Source organism: Flammeovirga sp. SubArs3 (assembly GCF_947387565.1).
GTDB lineage: Bacteria > Bacteroidota > Bacteroidia > Cytophagales > Flammeovirgaceae > Flammeovirga > Flammeovirga agarivorans.
In genome coordinates this window covers 846836-867716 of record NZ_CANDOA010000002.1, presented here as the reverse complement: position 1 = coordinate 867716, position 20881 = coordinate 846836, and the positions used below count along the sequence as shown (strand labels likewise).

Annotated in this window: 14 protein-coding genes; 7 read left to right on the top strand and 7 right to left on the bottom strand. The window is 34.3% G+C overall.

What is annotated here, in order from left to right; translation table 11 throughout:
• Positions 1-37 precede the first annotated feature (37 nt).
• Positions 38-913 carry a prephenate dehydrogenase/arogenate dehydrogenase family protein gene (locus QL232_RS08170; protein WP_281613741.1) on the bottom strand — a complete coding sequence of 292 codons (876 nt, stop codon included), beginning with the start codon at positions 911-913 and terminating at the stop codon, positions 38-40.
• A gap of 109 nt (positions 914-1022) precedes the next feature.
• Here QL232_RS08170 and QL232_RS08165 point away from each other — a divergent pair, with 109 nt between their 5' ends.
• Together QL232_RS08165 and QL232_RS08160 are read left to right on the top strand one after the other, a co-directional pair.
• Positions 1023-2357, top strand: a complete 1335-nt coding sequence (locus tag QL232_RS08165; RefSeq protein WP_281613740.1) for a hypothetical protein — start codon at positions 1023-1025, stop codon at positions 2355-2357.
• A 29-nt stretch (positions 2358-2386) separates the two neighbouring features.
• Positions 2387-4417: a M13 family metallopeptidase gene (locus QL232_RS08160; RefSeq protein ID WP_281613739.1), complete on the top strand. Its 2031-nt coding sequence runs from the start codon at positions 2387-2389 to the stop codon at positions 4415-4417.
• A 1-nt stretch (position 4418) separates the two neighbouring features.
• Here the strand turns inward: QL232_RS08160 and QL232_RS08155 are convergent, their stop codons facing one another.
• Positions 4419-4901, bottom strand: coding sequence for a regulatory protein RecX (locus tag QL232_RS08155; protein ID WP_281613738.1), 483 nt, complete (start codon positions 4899-4901; stop codon positions 4419-4421).
• Between the two features lie 98 nt (positions 4902-4999).
• Entirely contained in the window at positions 5000-7120 is a 2121-nt protein-coding gene (gene ppk1, locus QL232_RS08150; protein WP_168881004.1) for a polyphosphate kinase 1, read from the bottom strand.
• A 149-nt stretch (positions 7121-7269) separates the two neighbouring features.
• Here ppk1 and QL232_RS08145 point away from each other — a divergent pair, with 149 nt between their 5' ends.
• Positions 7270-8724 carry a caspase family protein gene (locus tag QL232_RS08145; RefSeq protein ID WP_281613737.1) on the top strand — a complete coding sequence of 485 codons (1455 nt, stop codon included), beginning with the start codon at positions 7270-7272 and terminating at the stop codon, positions 8722-8724.
• A gap of 179 nt (positions 8725-8903) precedes the next feature.
• Positions 8904-10202 (top strand): pyridoxal phosphate-dependent aminotransferase, encoded by a 1299-nt coding sequence (locus QL232_RS08140; protein WP_281613736.1) that lies wholly within the window; start codon positions 8904-8906, stop codon positions 10200-10202.
• A gap of 60 nt (positions 10203-10262) precedes the next feature.
• Here QL232_RS08140 and QL232_RS08135 read toward each other — a convergent pair whose 3' ends face one another.
• Both QL232_RS08135 and QL232_RS08130 read right to left on the bottom strand, forming a co-directional pair.
• Complete coding sequence (locus QL232_RS08135) at positions 10263-11663, bottom strand: DUF5723 family protein (RefSeq protein WP_281613735.1); 1401 nt, start codon at positions 11661-11663, stop codon at positions 10263-10265.
• Positions 11664-11696: 33 nt separating this feature from the next.
• Positions 11697-13403, bottom strand: a complete 1707-nt coding sequence (locus tag QL232_RS08130) for a hypothetical protein (protein WP_281613734.1) — start codon at positions 13401-13403, stop codon at positions 11697-11699.
• Between the two features lie 273 nt (positions 13404-13676).
• Here QL232_RS08130 and QL232_RS08125 point away from each other — a divergent pair, with 273 nt between their 5' ends.
• Positions 13677-17096: an AAA domain-containing protein gene (locus tag QL232_RS08125; RefSeq protein WP_281613733.1), complete on the top strand. Its 3420-nt coding sequence runs from the start codon at positions 13677-13679 to the stop codon at positions 17094-17096.
• 21 nt (positions 17097-17117) lie between these two features.
• A complete protein-coding gene (locus QL232_RS08120; RefSeq protein WP_281613732.1) occupies positions 17118-17642 on the top strand; it encodes a hypothetical protein in 525 nt (174 codons plus the stop codon).
• Here QL232_RS08120 and QL232_RS08115 read toward each other — a convergent pair.
• Positions 17639-18085: an Rrf2 family transcriptional regulator gene (locus tag QL232_RS08115; RefSeq protein WP_235958251.1), complete on the bottom strand. Its 447-nt coding sequence runs from the start codon at positions 18083-18085 to the stop codon at positions 17639-17641. The genes QL232_RS08120 and QL232_RS08115 overlap by 4 nt on opposite strands.
• 364 nt (positions 18086-18449) lie before the next feature.
• Here QL232_RS08115 and QL232_RS08110 point away from each other — a divergent pair, with 364 nt between their 5' ends.
• Positions 18450-20015: a PepSY domain-containing protein gene (locus tag QL232_RS08110; protein ID WP_281613731.1), complete on the top strand. Its 1566-nt coding sequence runs from the start codon at positions 18450-18452 to the stop codon at positions 20013-20015.
• Between the two features lie 53 nt (positions 20016-20068).
• Here QL232_RS08110 and QL232_RS08105 read toward each other — a convergent pair whose 3' ends face one another.
• Positions 20069-20695, bottom strand: a complete 627-nt coding sequence (locus tag QL232_RS08105; protein WP_168880996.1) for a DUF4251 domain-containing protein — start codon at positions 20693-20695, stop codon at positions 20069-20071.
• Positions 20696-20881 lie beyond the last annotated feature (186 nt).

Genomic DNA, 20881 nt, shown 5'->3' with positions numbered 1-20881 from the left:
CTCTTTGTTTATTTAACTTATTAAATACCCAGATGTTCTATTTCTCTTCCAATTTCTGACTTAATTTTTGCATCAGATGTGATGACAATTCAATATCACCTTCATTTTGTCCGAAGAAACCCTGCATCTCCATTATGTATTCCATAAATTGATCCCTATCACGAGTTTGAATAATATCGAAAAGTCTGTTCATTTCATCTCTGAAAATCCTAACTACTTCGTATACATATTCATTCCTCATCTGGATATCAGCATATAATAATGGGTTCTGAAGAACATACCTTGTATAAAACACGATAAAGATACGATATGGAGGTGATGCCACGCTCTTAATATCTTCAAAATCTTCATCAAATCTCGCCATTGTCTTCGCAGAAACAAAGACATTGAAGTGATTTAGCCCCTGAACAAGGCCCATCAGCTTGTCATGCTTGATATATTGAACATCTTTAACAACTCCACCGTCTTCTAAAAAGCACTTTTTCAGTGCATCTTCTAGATCTTCTGCTCCATCATTGTGATTAAATAATACCACATTCCCATCAAAACTTTTAATACGATGACTAAACATTGGGTGGATAGAACAGTATTTTGGTAAAACTTCTGTGTAAACTTGTCGTAATTGTTGATATTTTTCTATCACAAACTTTTTTACCGAACAAACATCGATAAGATACTTATCATCAAGCGCTGGAAAAACTTCTTCCATCACGTTAGCCATCGCCGAAATAGGCACTGCAAGCACCACAATATCAGCCCAATCAGCTAGTTGTAAGTTAGAGTCGAACTCACTGTTTTCCTTCCTAGAAGAAAACCTTGCATCCGCACCTTTTGAACGAAAATATTTTACAATCCAGCTACCTAAACCTTGGCTACCACCGACTACTCCAATTTTTTGCTTGATGAGTTCCACTATTATCTCACTTAGTTTTTTTATATTCGATAAATTTACTTCAAATTTGAAGTCTCGAAGGCAAAACTTTTTGCAATCGAGCGACAAAAGTACGTATTTCATTTTTTATTTGGGAGTAGATAGAACGGGAAGTGGCACAATGGCGATGACTTTTGATTATTTTATGCCTGTTGAGTGTACAGGAAGCACATTAGATGAGTATTTAGAGGAGGCTTGGTTTCGTGACGGACCAATGATGTCGCGCTATGAAATGATTTATTTCAGAGAGCATGTGTATTCTATTGTCCCAATTCGAGTAACTCTAGAAAATTTCACCTTTTCAAAGACACAACGAAAACTTATTCGAAAGAATAAAGATTTTAATGTCAAAATTCAGCCATTAGAAATTACTGATGAGAAAGAGAGAATGTACGCAGAGCATAAAGGTCGCTTTCAATCTCCGAACTCTCCTACTACTCTAAAAAACTATTTCCTCGAAGAAGGAAATGATGAATCTCCATTCGAAACATGGGAACTTCAAATTTTAGATGGTAATCATCTCGCTGCCATTTCATTTATTGATATTGGAGAAGAATCTATCTGTAGTATTCTTGCTCTTTTCGATCCAAAGTACAGCAAACAATCTTTAGGGATTACAAGTATGCTTTTTGAGATCGAATATGCCCAAATGAGTAATAAAAAGTATTATTACCCAGGATACGTATTAGACGAAGACTCTGTATTTGATTATAAAAAGAGATTAAATAATCTACAGTATTTCTCTTGGAATGACTTTACTTGGAGAGCCTGGAAACACATTGAAGAAGAAACAACTACGAACTTACTGTTAAGAAGTAAACTGGATGAAGTTCAAAAAATCAGTGAAGAAATAACAGAAAGTGAAGTAGACGTAGTTCAAAACGAAGCTTTCTTCTACAATGTATGGCACAATACTTTTGATGTTTCCGGTATTGTACCTTCTCCTTTATTCCTTGAGTGGGAGTCACCTTGGTTCCACCAAATTACCATAGACTATGCTTTTGATCATGAAATGGAGTCTTATATGTTTACATTAAGGCACCATCAATCTGACTTAGCTGTCTCTGAAGATGCTATGGAAATTGCACATGCATTGAAAAAGTGTCAGATGCGTATTCGAAATTCAGCGATCATCCAACAACAAAATTTATATTCCCTAGAGTCTCAATTATTAAATGAGGGGATTCAAACAGATCTTACAAAGATGTTTTCTAATGGAAATAAATTTGATGGATTTATTGAATTGGCTATTGAAGGACGACACTTAACAATGTATATCTCATATTATGTTGAGCAAAAGCTCTTCACTTTACAAGCATCTAACGATTTAAGAGACATCACTGTCGATTCATTTGCTACAGCAAGAGATTGTGCGAAAGCAATTAGTGAGTGGTTTTACAGAAAAACTTTAAGCCTTGTTTTGTAAGCTCTTTCAGTTTTCTGAAATTAGAACTTATGAAAAAGCTTGCTATTATCTTATGTTACCTTCCCTTTTTATTAGGGTGTCAATCATTAACTGAAAATTCATCATCAAATTATATCAACAGGAACGACTTGGATACCTTAGTTGCTCCTCAGGATAATTTCTACCTCTATGCCAATGGTGGGTGGATGCACCATGAAGATATACCAAAAAACCGAGGGAGTTGGGGAAGTTATACCGAATTAAGGGTTAAAAACAACCTCATCATTAAAGGCCTTCTGACTGATGCTTATCAAAAAAATACTTACAAAAAGGGTTCGAACCAATACAAAGCCGCTGAGTTTTTCCGTATTGGAATGGATTTAGAAAAACGGGAAAAAGAAAAAGGGGCTCCTATAAAACCAATACTAGATCAGGTCAATGAAATTAAAACCTTTTTTGATCTACAAAGTGCAATCATAAAATTACATAAACATCAAATTAACCCCTTCTTTAAACCCACCATATTTCAAGATCTAAAGCAGCCTCAAAAGCAAGCCGTTTATTTAGAACTTTCTGGTATCAGCATACATAATACAGATTTTTATGCCTTGCAGGATTCCAATTCTATTAATATGAGAATTGATTATGTACAGCATATTAAAAAGATGTTTATGCTTTTAGGTGAAGAAGAAGAATCTGCTTTAAAACATGCTAAAATAGCCTATACCGTAGAGGAAAATATTGCAGAACAATACAACCTTTCCGTTAAAACTCATAAAAATGATAAGTATTACAACCCCTATACCATCAAAGGTTTAACGGACATTTGCCAAACTTTTATCTGGGAAGATTACTTCAAAGAATTAGGAATTGATACAGATACCGTTATTGTGACGAATACGACTTACTTTTCAAGTATAGATGCTATTATTCTTAAAAATGGATTAGAAAAAGTAAAGCAATATTTAAAATGGCGACTAATTCACTTTTCTGCTCCATTCCTATCTAGCGAATTTGTTGATGAAGACTTCAGGTACTTTGGTATGAAGAGAGATGGTCTTTTGGCGAAGCCAGAAGAATGGCAAAGAGTATTAGATGCTACCAATAAAGCTATGGGTTTTGCTGTGGGTGAGATTTATATCGAAAAAAATTTCTCTGAAGAGAAAAAGCAGAAAGCTAATGATATGATCAAAAAGCTATTGGATACGGCAAAAGATCGTTTAAGTAAAATTGAATGGATGGATCCAACTACGTTATCCTACGCTAGAAAAAAACTAGATGCGTTGAGTGTTAAAGTTGGCTACCCCAATAAGTTTCCTTCGTATAAAAGTTTTGAGATTACACCATCGTATTTAAGAAATGTCGCAAATGGAAACAAATGGTTATTTGAGCGAAAGATAAAAAAGTTAAAAGATAAGAATGTCGCAAAAAAATGGATTATCACTCCTCAAACGGTAAATGCTTACTATCATACTTTACATAATGAGTTCGTGATTACTGCAGGGATTCTACAACCTCCATTTTTCTATCCTGAGGCAGATGATGCTATTAACTATGGAGCGATCGGTGCAGTTATCGCTCATGAAATTACCCATGGATTTGATGATATCGGTAGGCAATACAATGACAAAGGTGAAATTCAGAATTGGTGGACAAGAAAAGATTACGATACTTTTAAACAAAGAACAAATCGTCTGATCGCACAATATGATCGCTATGAACCTCTACCAGGTAGATTTGTCAACGGAAATTTAACTTTAAACGAAAACATTGCTGATATCAGTGGAATGGCATTATCATACGCTACTTTTAGTGATATTCAAAAAAGTAAAGGAGAACATGATAATACAATAGATGGATTTACTCCTGAACAACGTTTCTTTCTCTCTTGGGCTAAGATCTGGAGATCTAAAACAAGAGTACAAGTTTTAAGAACTAAACTCTTAACAGAAACACATTCACCTGGAGAATTTAGAGTTAACGGTCCTCTTTCAAATTTCACTCCTTTTTACAATGCATTTGATGTAGAAGATAGTGATGGCATGTGGAGGAATAAAGAAGATCGTGTTTCTATTTGGTAAACTATAACTCTAATTCATACAACACATCTTCAACGGCATTAAAGCATACTTCTGATTCAAAGCCTTTCCCTGCCAAGTATTGCAGTGCTTTGCCCTTGATGATGTGTTTTTCATCACTTTTCCCAATCAATTGATTCACTTTTTTTCGGGCAATTTCTAATGCCATTTCATAATATTCTTCGTCTTTGATTTCTGTATTGAGGGCTTCCTTTCCGATACTTTGCTCAACTCCCTTTTGGTATAAAGCCATAGAAATTTTCCTTTTCCCCCACTTGTTCCCTCTAAATTTACCTCTCACAAAAGAAGCTGCATAGCGAGACTCATCCCAAAATTTATTATCCTTTAACCAAGCCAACACCTCTTCTATATCCTCTTCTGGATATTCCCATTTCAACAATCGGTTGGTAATCTCCTGTTTACAACGATCTTGATAGGAACAATAAGCTGCAATCTTTGGTAATATCTGTTTAAAAGTGAATTCCATTTACTTGATCAATTTGAATTATCCATGTAAAAATAAAAGCTAAATGCCCGATAACCGAACATTTAGCTTCTTTAATAAAATCTTATGTAGATGCTTACCTAGAAAAGCTTAGCCTTATTGACAGATTTCTGAGTAACTAGATAAAATTCTTTAAATATATCGAATGCTTTTTCACCATCTTTTCGAGTAATCTTAGAATAAGTACCGTCCTCATTCATGATAAAGCTATTCACATTATCCTTTAAGTTATACTCCAAGATATTAATTGCTTCTTGACGACATAAGTGATCTACAATTTCGAACTGCGATTCAATTCTTCTATCGAAAGATCTTGTCATCGCATCAGCAGAACCACCATATACCACAGGATCTCCATTATTATGGAAATAGAACAACCTTGTATGCTCTAGATAGTCTCCAACTATCGAACGCACCGTAATATTCTCACTTAGACCTTCTCTTCCAGGACGAATACAGCAAATTCCTCGAATGATAAGGTGAATTTTCACCCCTACCTGAGAAGCCAAGTAAAGAGCATCCATCATCTTATCATCCTGTAGAGAGTTTACCTTAATCACAATACCTGCAGGTAAACCATCTTTAGCATTTTTCGCTTCTTTTTCTATTAAGTCAATAAAGCCCTTTCTCATTTGTCGAGGAGCTGTAAGTAACTTATTATATCGTTTCGGCTGAGAGTGTCCTGTAATGGCATTGAAAAACTCCGATACATCCTCACCATAAGCATCATTCGTAGTCACTAATCCAATATCGGTATACAGTTTTGCTGTAGATTCATTATAGTTACCTGAACCTAAATGTACATATCTTCTAACCTTTTCAGACTCATTTCTTACTACAAGCATCAACTTGGTATGCGTCTTTACGGCTGATACACCATAAATCACAAAACACCCTGCCTCTTGCAATTTCTTGGCTTCATTCAGGTTGTTCTCTTCATCAAAACGAGCTTTTACCTCAAATAAAGCAGAAACTTGTTTACCATTTTCAACGGCTCTCAATAATGCTTTTGTTACCCTAGAGTCTTTCGCCAAACGATAAATCGTCATTTTAATGGCCATTACTTTAGGGTCATCAGCAGCTGCTTCCAATAGTTCTAACATATGGTCAGGACTATTGTATGGATGATGAAGAAGTATATCTTGTTTTTTCAGACGGTTGAAAATATTGTCTGAATCTCCTTTTTTAATTGATTGCAATGCTACAGGTATAGCATAGTTTGGAGATGGTGGCTGTAAATAAGCAAAAGCTTTGTGTGATACAATTTGCCACAATCTTGTAAAGTCTAAGAATACTGGAGAAAGGAAAATGTTATCCTCAGCGATATCAAACTTCTCCATTAATGTTTCTCTTAATAATGGATTTGGATTGGCAGACATCTCCATTCTTACCACTCTACCAGTTTTCCTTGTTCTAAGTTTAGCTTTCAACTCATTTAGGAAATCAGTATCTACATCATCACTTTCGTCTAATGTAAAATCACCATTTCTTGTGATACGGAAAATATCTACAGACTCAATCTCAACGTTTCTGAAAAGCTGAGAAACATGCTCTTCAATAATATCTTCAATCGGAACAAAAACCCAATAATCTTCTCGTTCAATTTGATAGAACTTTGGTAAATTCTTAGGTATCTGAACAAAAGATATTTTACGTCTATTTCCTGTTTCTTCTTTTTTATTTACAGTAACAACCCCAAGAATAGTCAGCAAATTATTCAACACAGGAAAAGCGTGGTATGTGTCATATACCATTGGTGTTAACATCGGGAATACCATTTTTTTGAAATACTCACCCACTTGTTGCTTTTCCGAACTCTTAAGGTCTTTTACTTTAGCGATCTTAAAACCATTGTCTTCAAACTGTGGCTCTAATTCTTTTTGTACTAACTCAAATTGTGCTTGAGTAAACTCTTGAATATCTGCGTAGAGTTTTTCTTTAAATTGATCTTCTCTTAACCCAGAATAATCCAAACGACGTTTTCCAAAATCAATATAATTATATAGTGATCCAACTCTAATCATAAAGAATTCATCAAAATTTGAAGCCGTAATTGCTAAAAATTTAAGACGTTCAAATACAGTTCTAGAAGGCATCTGAGCTTGCGCCAAAACTCTGTAGTTGAATTGTAACCATGATAGGTCTCTTGAGATATAATTACTACTATTTATTAAAGCTTGGATCTTGTCGTGGGCGACCATATAATTTTGAGTTTTAATGGATTGTGTTGAAGACTAATTTGCCATACAAAATTACAATTTTAATTGGTTTATTATATTAAGAGTTCCATATTTAATTGGAATTTAAAAAAGATTCAACCAAAACTTCATTAACAGCAATCAGAATAAATATGAGATCCTTAATTCTACTACTTCTTATTCTTATATCAGCACAAAAAATTAATGCTCAAAAAAGCATTGCTATTCTACCCTACACACAAGAGAATGAATCTTTCTGTGATTCTTATTTTTTATATAACAATAGAGTAGTAGTACAAAGTATTGAAGAAGTATTTCGATATAATGGGTTTAATGTCATTAATACTTATGCACCGATGATGGAAATCAAATCCAAAAACTCTTGCGATTTATCCAACAAAGAGTTGAGGCATTTACTATTAGGCAGGTGGCAAAATGTATATGTTGATGTTTCTTATAAATTCAATAAAACTGTAGAAGGCAATTACTTAGATTTATACCTTTTAGTAAAAGATGCTACCTCTGGAAATACAACTGTAGCTTTCAAAAAGACATCATCAACTCGGTTTTCTTATGAACTCAAGTCTTTTGTTTCTGAAATAATGAATGCGTATTTCTCCACATTTTTAGAAGAATACAATTGGGCAAAATCAAGTGGTAAGAATATTGATTTATCAACACTAAATATCCCTTCAATTGCTCCAGCAACTCCGAAAAAAACAACTTCGACTACTACGAATGAAGTAGTTGTTCCAATATCAAAAAGTAAAGAAGAAAAGACTGTGGACAACTACCCTTTAAGTGATGTCGACAAGGACATTCCTTCTTGGGATAAAGTAAATAAAGACGCCGTTGCTGTGATCATTGGTAATAAAAACTATAGACACAATGATGTTCCTAAAGTAGACTATGCAATCAATGACGCTAAAACTATGAAAGAATATCTAGTAAAGATGTATGGTTTCCAAGAGGGCAATATCATTTATTTAGAGGATGCTACTCAGGCTGATTTCAATGCTGTTTTTGGTATTAAAGGTAATGGAAAAGGCAAGCTTTTTAATTATGTCAAACCCAATGCATCAGATGTCTTTGTTTACTACTCTGGCCATGGTGCTCCCAATCCCGAAACCCAACAAGGATATTTTGTACCTGTAGATACAGACCCTTCTTTGATCCAATTTAATGGATATGCACTTTCTACGTTCTATGAAAATTTGGGGCAAGTTCCCTACAAATCACTAACCGTGGTGATCGATGCCTGTTTCAGTGGCTCTTCTGACGGAGGAATGTTATTAAAAAGTATATCTCCAGTATTTATCAAAACAGAAAATAAAGTATTAAAAGATGATAAGGCTGTAATTTTTAGCTCTGCTGCCTCAGAACAAGTATCGAGTTGGTATGATGAAAACTACCATTCCATGTTTACCTATTTCTTCCTTAAAGGACTCCAAGGAGCAGCAGATAAAAATAAAGACAAAAAGATTACGGTAGAAGAAATGAAAAACTATCTATCGAGTGAAGTTTCGTATATGGCAAGAAGGCTACACAACAGAACACAAACACCTGAAACTATAGGAAATCTCAATAAAACTCTATATTCAAATTGAATATTGTAATTTGTTGTTAACTTTTTTGATATTTTCCTAATGAACTCCCAATTTTGAGGACAATCATCCAAAAATAGAATTTAGGTAAATACCTTGTGGGCATTCTATTTTGTAGGATATAATATATTTTCAATAGTCTTCATTACTTTGGCGGGTAATGTCGACGATTAAATTGTGCGATGAGACAAAAATTATTAAGGGATGGAGCTAATGAACTTAGCTATGAAATCCGAGGAATTGTAAAAAAGGCTGACCTACTCAAAAAAGAAGGTAGAAGAATTTATTGGGAAAACATCGGTGATCCAATTCAGAAAAACGGTAGTATGCCGGAATGGATGCGAGAGATTATTGGTGGCCTGATCAATGAAAACGAAACTTTTGGGTACTGTCACTCTAAAGGTGTTCTTGAGACGAGAGAATACTTAGCAGAAAAAACAAATGAATTAAATGGTGTTCAAATTGACGCCAATGACATTCTCTTTTTTAATGGCCTAGGTGATGCCATTTCCAAATTATATCAGTTCTTGGTTCCTACATCAAGAATTATTGGTCCTTCACCAGCTTACTCAACACACTCATCCGCCGAAGCCGCCCACGCCAACACTACGCCTCTTACTTACAAGTTGGATCCAGAAAACAATTGGTATCCTGATATGGACGATTTGTATCTTAAGATCAAATACAATCCTAATATTGTAGGTATTCTAATTATCAACCCAGATAACCCGACAGGTATGGTTTATCCAAGGGAGATTCTAGATCGATTTGTCGAGATTGCTAAAGAATTCAATTTGTTCTTAGTATCCGATGAGATTTACGCAAATGTGACCTATAATGGAGCGAAAGCCATCACTTTGGCTGAATATATTGGAGATGTTCCTGGTATAGCTTTAAAAGGTATTTCTAAGGAATTTCCATGGCCAGGATCTCGATGTGGTTGGATGGAATATTATAACCGTTCAAGCGATCCACAATTCAATGCATTGTGCCAGACATTAGACAATGCTAAGATGATTGAGGTATGTTCTACAAAACTCCCTCAAATGGCTATCCCTAGAATAATGAAAGACCCTCGTTACCTTCCTTATCGAAAAGAAGCGAATGATGCAATTGGAAAGCGTGCTGAAATTATTGCTAGTCTATTGGGTGATTTACCTCAACTGACTTTTAATAAAACGTATGGTGCATTTTACAATACAATCATCTTCAAAAAAGGGATGTTGAAAGCAGGACAATCATTAAAAATTGATGATCCTAAAATTGCTGCAATGAGAGATGAATGGGTTCAAGAAGAAATGCCTTTTGATAAACAATTTGTTTACAACTTATTGGCTGCTAAAGGGGTTTGCGTAGTTCCTATATCTTCATTTTGTTCGGAATTAGAAGGGTTTAGAGTAACTCTTCTTGAAGAGAATGAAGAGCTTCTAAAAGAGACATTCACACATATCAGAGAAGCTGTAATTGAATATTGCAGTTAGTTTTGATATTGAATTAAAAATAAAAAAGGCCTGAATCTTAGTAGATTCAGGCCTTTAATTTTATCGTCTTCTTCTGTTACTCATTCTCTTTTTTAAAGAGTTGGGCATATCGTCTTTTTCTACGTCACCAAAAGGTAAGTTAATACCGAACCTTAAGTTAGCCGCTCTTGCTTTATCATATTGAATAGCAGCACTCAAAATATTATCAGATAACACATAAACTTGTAAACCTGGGAAGCCAACTGAAATCATACCACCAAGGTTAAAAGCATTGAATTTATCTGCTGTATAACTTAAGCCAAAGCCGAAGAATTTACCAAACTGCTTATCCGCAGAAAGTGTAAAACTTGGATAATATTCTCCTTCGTAAAACATTTGAGAGAATAACGCTCCAGCTGTTGCTCTATCCCAAAATTCATAGGTTGCCGCAAGGTTTACGATAGTTGGTAATGGTGTATTACCTGGTGCTTCGCCTGCTACATCAACAAAATTTAATGAATCTCCAATACTAGGAAATGGATTATCAGCATTACCATTGATTAAATTTACAGGATCCATACCATCATAATTGATAGAATCTAATGAAGCATTGTAATTATAGTTGGTATCATCCTTCCAGAATATTGTACCTAAATTCAAAGCTGATGCTTCGAAAGATAGTTTATCACTAAACTGGTAAGTAGCACCTAAATCTATAGCAAAACCTACATTTTTAAATGTAGCAATATCTTCTGCAATATTGTCTCCATCGATAGTTACACTACCTTCTTCATCAACAATATCACCTAAGCCATTAGAAGCAAGTTCAATATTACCATTTAATACTAAAGGTAAGTTTGCTTCATCGTCTTGATAGATCTGACCATTCAATTTTGCATTGACATTGTGTGAACCAAACAATACTTTAGCCGTCATACCCACTACTAATTTATCGTTGATTCTATAATTACCTCCAATCGCTACATCCATAAAACCAAAAACCTTAGCTACTGATTCTAATGGTTGCGGATTACCTAATACTTCTTGAGAGGCAGGTCCTTTTAATACTGTATTGAACAATCCTTTTGAATAAGTCAGGTGTTCAATGTTAGTGTAATTCACTCTCAGGTTAACACCCCACTTATATTTCTGGAAATACAAGCCAAATACTTCTGAGTTTAACATCGACATCTGGCGGTTAGTATCTTCCAATTTATCTAACAAACCATCGATATCTAAAATGGTCGAGTCATTGCTTCTGTAAGTAACATCATTCAAACTAACGCCATTGAAAACATTCAGTCCCATGTTAGTTACAGGAAATGCTACAGCCCACTTTGCTTCAGATTGTTTACCTGGATTAAGTTTTGTGTTTTGTGGCACACTATTCATGAAATACAATGTATTTATCTGCTGTGCCGAACTCCAATGTGCTAAAGCCATTAGAGAAAAAGTGAGTAATATATATTTTTTAAGTTTCATAGTTAATACTAGTGTAGTTTTAAAAAGATGGGATTAATTATCAGATTCAAAATTGATAGTACCGTTAAGTAGCATCCCCATCTTGATATCCATAGATTGTGAATTTGAAATAAAAACTGGTTCCGGAACTTCAGTATCTGGATTAGCATCTGCTTTCAATCCAAATGAAATATCCAAGTAACCTGCATTCAATAGAGCTCGAACTTGTCCTTCATTTAAAGGCGTTTCGAGGTATTGTTCAGATTCACCAATCACTACACCATCACTATTTACTTCAGCTGATTGAATAAGGTTTGCACCTTCCACTCCACCATTTACAATGATTGAATCCGTTGCAATACCGAATTCAGATTCCTTCATGACAAATTTCAATGTACCGTCAATTGGAATCCCATTGTTTACTTGTGAACGTAATACAGCTGTATTAATTTCTTCGATTTCTGAACTAAAATCTAAATCCAGATCTGAACCACTTGTAAAGTTCATACCTGTAAAGCCCATATAGATTGGGATTTTAGTAGAGAAAATTGCTGTTACTTTATCATTATTAGAGAAGAAAATTTCGTCTCCATTGTTGATCTCATAAGTTGCTGCACCCGTAAACCTAACTATAGTAGGTCTTTGACTTAAGATATTTCCTGCATCACACATGTATCGAAGTGTATTTGAAGGCTGCTCAAAATCTGTTGCAGGAACAACATCAATAATCTGAGAACAACTACTTACATTCCCAGTATCTGCAGCTGACTCAGTAAATGAAACAGGTATTTCATCACTTCCTACAATAGCTACAACACCTCCATTCTGTGCTTCTGATAAATCGAACTGTACTGCTGTACCTAAAGGATTATCAAAATCGAATGAAATCATTGGATCTCTAAATGTCAACTGTGCTCCTTCTGGGAAGATATCCGATAGATAATCTGTATCGATATCTTCTATAGGAATATCAAACCCTGCATCCGCCATACCGTTAGGGAAGAATAGTTTTACTCTATCCGCTTCGTTATCGCTAGAAAATGTAATTCTAGAAAGATTACCACTTGCCACAGGAGTACCTGAAGCATTAGTTACATTCATTGTTACAGTAGGTGTTTCAGACATTTCAAATTCAACCCCAGTAAGGTCAATTTGAGCTAAACCATTAACACCAGTTGCAGAAATACTAGACTGTCCGGATGATGTTGTAATATTTGACAACACTAGATTAAAAGTTTCATTAGCTCCAAGGCTATTGTAACCAACCACCAAGTTACCACTCATATATCTAATATATGATACGGTCGCATCGGCAACATCATTGGCAAGTTCTATACAAGGAAGAACTGACGGTGTACAATCGCTTGCGTCTTTAGCAAACTGCAAAGTAACGCCTTCTGCAGGAATTGGTACACTTCCTCCTAATCCGTCAATCGGATCTGGAAAGTCCACACTAAAAAAGTCGTCAGTACTACTACTTCCGAAAGCTTGAACAAGGTCTTCAGTTGTTGCGATTTCTAAAGTATCCGAAAAACTAAAAGACATGGTGTCTCCATTAATAGTCACATCTTCCATTTGCTCTTCTGTTAGTAAATCAGAAAAGCCTAAACCCCCATTAAGAATTGGTATACCGATGGAATAATCTTCTATTGGTGGCACCACAATTTCATCAATTTCTGGTCCACAAGAAGTAGATAGCATCAAAGAAGTAATTAGAATAGCCGAAGAAAAACTACGGCTCGAGAGATTATTTTTTTTCATGTTTAAAAATAGTTCACATAGGTTTGTAGTTGCCTATTTAAAAAAACATCTTTTAATAGTTGATTTTGGTTCAACGACAGGAAAGATTCAAGATAGGGCAATATTGTTAAGCAAAGTTAATCTATTTTATGAAAACTCAAGATGTATCTATAAAAAAAATACAATTATCTGTATTATTTTTACAAGAGTTTATTTTTTGAAAGTAAATGACAAAAGTATAGTATTCCTAAATTTACTAGAGAATTCCTTTTACATTAATTTGATCTAAAAATCATGCTTAAAGCTTCTGATTATTACAATTATATTTCTTCGACATTACAGGATGTACAGTTTACATACCAACAAAAGCACCATAGAATTAAAGATTTACTAGAATGGTTATGTAAAGAAGAAACGAAAGGGGAAAAAATTCTTTTGTCTAGTTTATTTTCTAGAATTGCTTTCATTGGTCAAAAGCTAAAACTACCAAATGTTCTTACGTGGAGGTTACAAAAGGTTAGAATTAATGATAGACAATCTAGAAAATCTACAAAAACGATTACAAAACATGACGTGAGTTTTGCTGCTAGAGGAATAGCCGAAACCGTTAAAATTATTTACAAAGAAGATATACCTGAGGCATTAGATCAAGCACTTCCTCCCCTTCCTGATATTGAAGAATCTAGGAAGAATAAGGAGAATTATATTGATGAAATTCGTGTTGAGGTAATCAAAATAGATCATGATAATAAAATTCTTCATTGTATTGAAGATGATGATATCGAAAATGAGGCTCCCGTAAAAGTAAAATATGGTGTTCCCCATGTTAATGATGTGTACACTACTTTTATATCAAAATTATGGGAAGGCGCCCAGTTACATTTGGTTACATCGAGACTTGACGAGGATACTATAATCCCATCACATTTTGTATTAGAACCAGATTACCTTGTCGATGTAACTGCTGTTGCTGAATCTTTCAATATGCATCAAAGTATTCCATTAATGCATCTACTCAAAAAGTTCTCAACGACTCATACAAGTAAAGCCATGTTATTGGGTAATGTTGCCAATTTTTTTTTAGATGAAGCGATACATTCTGCATCAACAGATGAACTAAATTTCTTAGATGTTTTTACCAAAACTTTTAAATCAAATCCTCTAGATTATATCACTTTACCCGATTTACAAACGAAAGAAGGATTTACGGGATTTATGCGAGATGCAGAGTTTCAATTCAAAAATATCCTTCATACTGTTAATGACAACTTCATTCAGCAGAATATAGTAAGAGAAGGGTGTGTCATCGAACCATCATTTTATTCTCCAAAATATGGGTTACAAGGCCGATTAGATTTATTGCACATCGATCAAAAAAACAAGGAATATAAAATTGTCGAGCTAAAGTCTGGTACTGCCCCACAAGCTGGTTTAGGGAATTCTGGCTTATGGAAAAATCATTCAGTACAAACATTAATGTATCAAATGATACTCCAAGATGCATTTAATGCTGAACGCCAATCTATCTATCCATTTATTTTTTATTCCAAGGCCTTACAAGCTCCATTAAGGTATGATACTTATACCTCTAAAATGGAGCAAGCTATTTTATATACCCGTAATGAAATGGTATTGAATGAGTTTCTTCTTGCTAAATCAGAAACTTTAAAGGACGTTGGGGAGGTTTTACAACAAATCAATGAGGTGGCTTTTGCTACTGCCGCTAAGTTCACAAAAGAAGATGTGAATACATTTATTCGTAAAATGAAGGCTACTTCTCAGCTAGAAAGGGCTTATTTATACTCATTTTGTAGCTTTATTGCCAAAGAGCATCAATTAGCAAAGGTAGGTGACACCATCTTTTCTCAGGGTACTGCTTCATTATGGTTAGATGATTTTGATGCAAAGAAAGATAGCTTTAAAATCTTTTTTGATTTAGAAGTCATTGAAAATAATGTCAACGAACCAACTCCCGAACTAATTTTCAAGAGAACGAATGAAGACAATGCATTTGTGAATTTCAGAGTCGGTGATATCGTCACAATCTATCCAAGAAACAATAAAGAAAGTGTGGCAACCAAAGGGCAGATTAACCGAGGAACCATCACAATGATATCAAAAGACGCTGTTCACGTACATCTAAGGCATCGTCAACGTAATTCTGAAATTTTTGATACGGATACAAAATGGGCTTTGGAAGGAGATTTTATGGAAGCTTCTTTCAATGCGATGTATAGAGGAATTTTCAATTTTATTACTTGGGAAAATAAAGGAAAGAAAGACATACTATTGGGATTAAAGCCACCAACTTATCCAGATAAAATGTATACACATTCAGAAGTTCTTGATTTGGCTCAGGATAAAAACTTAAATCAAACTGAGTTAAACACACTTTCAAAAGCAATATCTACAGAGGATTATTGCTTAGTTGTAGGCCCTCCAGGTACTGGTAAAACCTCTAGAATGCTAAAAAACCTTGCTCATATTCTTCATAAAACAGACTCAACTAGAAATATTTTATTTATTGCTTATACCAATAGGGCTGTGGATGAAATATGTGAAGCCTTAGATGAAGCCATTGAAACTCCTTTAGAAGATGGTAGAAAGTTCTTAAGAATTGGATCTGAGCACAGCTGCTCACCTCAATGGAGAAACGCTCTATTGAATAAAATGGCAGAGGAATCGAACAATAGAAACAGCTTAAAAAAGGGTATTGATCAACATAGAATTTTTGTCACCACACTGGCATCTATTGCCGGTCGTTCCTCCCTATTTTCATTAAAGCAATTTGATATGGCAGTAATTGATGAAGCCTCGCAAATACTTGAGCCACAATTAATGGAATTATTGACCAAAGTGAATCGATTTGTTCTTATTGGAGATCAGAAACAGCTTCCTGCCATCACTCAACAAGACCCTTCTTTATCAGAAATTAAATATGACAAACTGAAAGATATTCACCTTCGAGATAGAAGAACCGCTTATTTTGAGCGTATCTATTCCTTATGCCAAGAAAATAAATGGGATTGGGCTTACGACCGTTTAAGAAATCAAGGAAGGATGCATCAAGTACTAGGCAACTTTGCGAACGAACACTTCTACCAAGGCAATTTAACTACCGTTCCTCTTCCTTGGCAGAGTGATGAAATGGTTTGGGAACTCAAAGAAAAATATACCCCATTAGAAAAACTTCTTTGCGAAAACAGATTATTGTTTTTCCCTACAGCTCAATTAGGGTCTGAAACTTCAGACAAGATCAATATGGAAGAAGCAAGAAAAATTGCAAAAGTAGCTGTAGCAACTAAAAAGAGATATTTAGAGCAAAAAGGGTACTTTGATATTGATAAAACTTTGGGAATTATTGCCCCTTACAGGAACCAAATTGCTGCCATTCGACAAGCTTTAGAAGAAGAAGGTATGGAAGAGGCCAACACCTTAAGTATTGACACTGTAGAGCGATACCAAGGAAGTCAAAGAGAGGTAATTCTCATTTCTTTTTGTGCAAACACCCCTTTTCAGATGCAGAGTATGCTATCAATGACTGAGGATGGTAGTGTAGATCGTAAGCTAAATGTTGCGATAACTAGAGCAAAGCAACAAATGTTTTTCTTTGGTTCTCCATCAATTTTATCTAGATCTTACATCCATCAAAACCTTATGGATTGGGTCAGAGAGCAAAAAGGTTGGATAGAAAATGATAAAGAGTTATTTTAGTAATTCCCATTCAATCAGCCTATGAAAGATTTTGATGAATCCTGCGAGTGTGCAAGAGATAATTTTTGCCGTTTCGTTCAAGGAAATAAAAAATATACCAATGAAGAAATGGACTACCTAATCCAGTGTAGTCTTGGAAAAGGAGTATCCAAAATTCTCAGAGTTGGATATGTTCTTGTTGTTTGGAGTTTTGTAGCGGTTTGGATCGACAACTTACTTTTTCCAGGAGCTTTAGGATATTCTTTTTTTAAGGGAGAGTTTAGTTGGGTAACCATATCTCCATTACTTTTTCTTTTAGGCAATGCTACCTTAAAAGCACTATTTATTAAGTACAGACTTAAAGACCAGATTACTGTATTTGAAGCTTATTGGGCTTCCATCCCTTATATTGGTTTTGCTTTTTTATTAAGGTCTCAATTTAAGAAAGATAAAATCTTATATGTGGCAGCAAAAGATTACTTCTTCTATCAAAAGAACTTAGTAAAAAAAGAAGTTAAAGCTTTCTTTGGTTTTAAAACTAAAGATGATGTTGGCTTAAATATCTAGTCTTTAATAATATTTTTCAGAAAAGAGTTACCCTCTAAGACATCATCACTCATTTCCTTGATCGTAGTATTATGTAACATCTTCACTAACTCAGTTTTAATAGATTTATATTTTGAGTGTAATGGACATGGTTTTAGATCAGAACATTCCTCAAAACCTAATCCACAAGATGTCATTAGCTGATCTCCATCAATGGCATTTACTACCTGATATAAAGTAACTTCTTGCTGCTCTTCTTTCATGTAAAAACCGCCTCTTGGTCCTTTTACAGATTCAATCAACTCTTTTTTACTTAACTGTTGAAGTATTTTTAAAACAAATTGCTCAGGCATATCTGTCAGTTTTGCGACATCTTTACCTCCTATCTTATTCCCAATATTACTTTTCTGTGTCACAAGTATCAACGCTCTAATACCGTATGTACACGCTTTTGATAACATCATAATTGAAAAACGCTCTCTTATTTATAGCACTTAATTTACACCATAATTATCATATTTAGCCTTCTCTCTTAAAAATTATTAAAGAAAAAGAATAAAAGACCTTTTTATCTTTTAATGATCCTATCTATATTTGAATGTTCACAAAATATACAGCATTAGACAATGTGAAAAATAAATATCTCCTTACTTTCTACCAGGTTAAGATATTTTTATTTGTTTCGTTTTCTATCAGAGTTTCCACTCTATTACATATTTTTTTCGCAATCGTCTAGTGTTTTATTTAGATAAAATAGTAGAACAGTTAAGCTTTAAAGCCAGGCTTCTATGAGTTTGGCTTTTATGCTTATTCTGAAAGAAGTATCTCATGAAAAAACTCTATTCATTTTTCAAAAAATGGCACAAATACATTGGTATTGGGATATCCATTATTCTCATCTGGATGAGTATTTCTGGAATTCTTTTGAATCATAGTAATTGGATTGCAAATTATGGAGTTCCTACCAATTGGTTACCAGAGGATTATGTTCCAAAAAATTGGAATAGAGGTGGAATTAATGATGCTATTTTTGTCAATGAAAACCATATCTTTTTAGGTGGAAAGTTTGGTATATGGGAAAGTAAAGATGGAGGTAAAACCTTTCATTCTGCAATGAATAATGGTTTTACAACAGCTCCTTACTACCTAAAAACAAATGATCTATTATTCGATAAAAAACACAACATCTTATATGCTGCTACTTTTGGGGGAGTTTATAAATTAGACCTTTCTAAAAATTTATGGACTGAGATCAAGACTCCTGAATCAACACCTCAACAATTTGTAAAACTCATCGCTGTGGAAGATACATTGTATGCCTTTTCACAATCCCATTTATATACTACTTTATTGGCTTCTTCTAAAAGTTTATCTCCAAAACATCTCCTAAAAGATAAAAAGGAGACTATGGATCTGATTCAATATACTTTTGCTCTTCATAGCGGTTGGTTATGGGGTTTTGGAGGGAGAGTATTTTATGATATCCTATCAGCAATACTGATTTTTTTAAGTATAAGTGCTCTATATATTACTTTCAGAAAGAAAAGAAAGCCTACCGATAAAACAGCGAAGAAGAAGGTTAACCAACGGATGGGATGGATGATTAAAAACCATACGGTTATTGGTGTCTATACAAGTTTATTTTTGCTAGTAATAGGTGGTACTGGTTTTTTCATGAGGCCACCAGCATTGGTAGCTCTAATTGATGGAAAAGTGCCGGTGAGTCTAGTACCAAATTATCTTTTAGAAAACCCATGGTACCATAGTATCAGAAATGCTACTTACAATGCAGAAAATGATGAATTTATTCTCGATACAACTGAGGGAATTTATAAAGGTAAGAGGTCTTTAGAAAAACCATTTGTAAAAACTGAATGGGCTGTAAATATTTTCGTGATGGGAGCTACTGTTTTTGAAAGCCTACCGAACCATCATTATTTAATTGGTTCTTTTTATGGTCTTTTCGACTATAAAGAAGGAGACAACTATTCTTATGACCTATTGTATGGTAACAAGACTCCTCATTATAAAACTATGAAAAGACCTAGTGACTTTATGGTGATGTCTGCCTTTACATCTCCTAACGGAATACAATATATTTCAACTTTCCAACAGGGTTTATTGACATTAAATACACCAAATGAAAATAGCTTCTTTCCAATACCAAAAGAACTACTCGACGGATACAAGATGCCTTTATGGAACTATATGTTTGAACTGCACAATGGACGTTTATTTGGTTTCATCTTGGGTAAAGTGGGAATCTTATTTATACCAATAGTCAGCTTGTTCTTTGTATTTATTATTATCAGTGGAGTTTATGAATATGCTTATAGAAAAAGAAAGAAATTAAAATCTTTATATACAAAACGTCCTACTTCCAAACGGAAATAGGACGTAAACATTATACATAAGTGAGTTTGTTCTGGGCATCCTACCAAGTAGGATTAATATCTTATCATACCTTCGTATGTTCTACTCTGATTATTTGGTACTAACACGCCACGCATTTTAAGCTGTCCCGCACTGAAGACACCATTTATTGTTGCATTACAAAAGTTGCCAGATCCATCTAGATCATAAATAACTCTTGCTGTTAGTGTTGTCCCCATAATGTTGAAGGAAACTTTAGTTCTACCGGTCTTTTCATCCTTTTCTACTTTCCAGTCTGAAATTCGACCATCAACTGTTATACCTCCTACACCATTCCAACCAATTAAGTAAGCTGATCCAATTTGTAAAACTCCAACATCTCCTTCTACTTTAAGGAAGTTAATATTGGATTGTACGTTTACTGTTCGTCCTCTTCTATCATATAATTGATTGGCTTCTAATACAAACGACTGACTATCTATGGCCACAACCGCTGCATTATGTGCTATTTCTTCCAAAGCTTGACGCTCTGCTTTTTTCTGCTCTTTCGCTTTTTTCTTTTGTTCTTTTTTTAATGCCTTTAATTCTTTCTTGGTAAGTGTTGTATCCTCCTGAAAAGTATAAGCATTCGAAGCAAAAGAGAAACTTAATATCATTGCAATGAATAATATGATTTGACGATGGGTGATGTTGTTTTTCATATCGATAACCTTTTAATTATTCTTATTAAGATGACAATTAATAATACGTAGATGACAACTTAAAAAATGATAAATTGACGCTCGTTTCGTTAAGAAAATAATAATTTGAGTTTAAACAAGCACTTTCTTACCATAGATCAAAAAAATAAGGGTATAAGATAATTGAATTACCCTATACCCTTAATA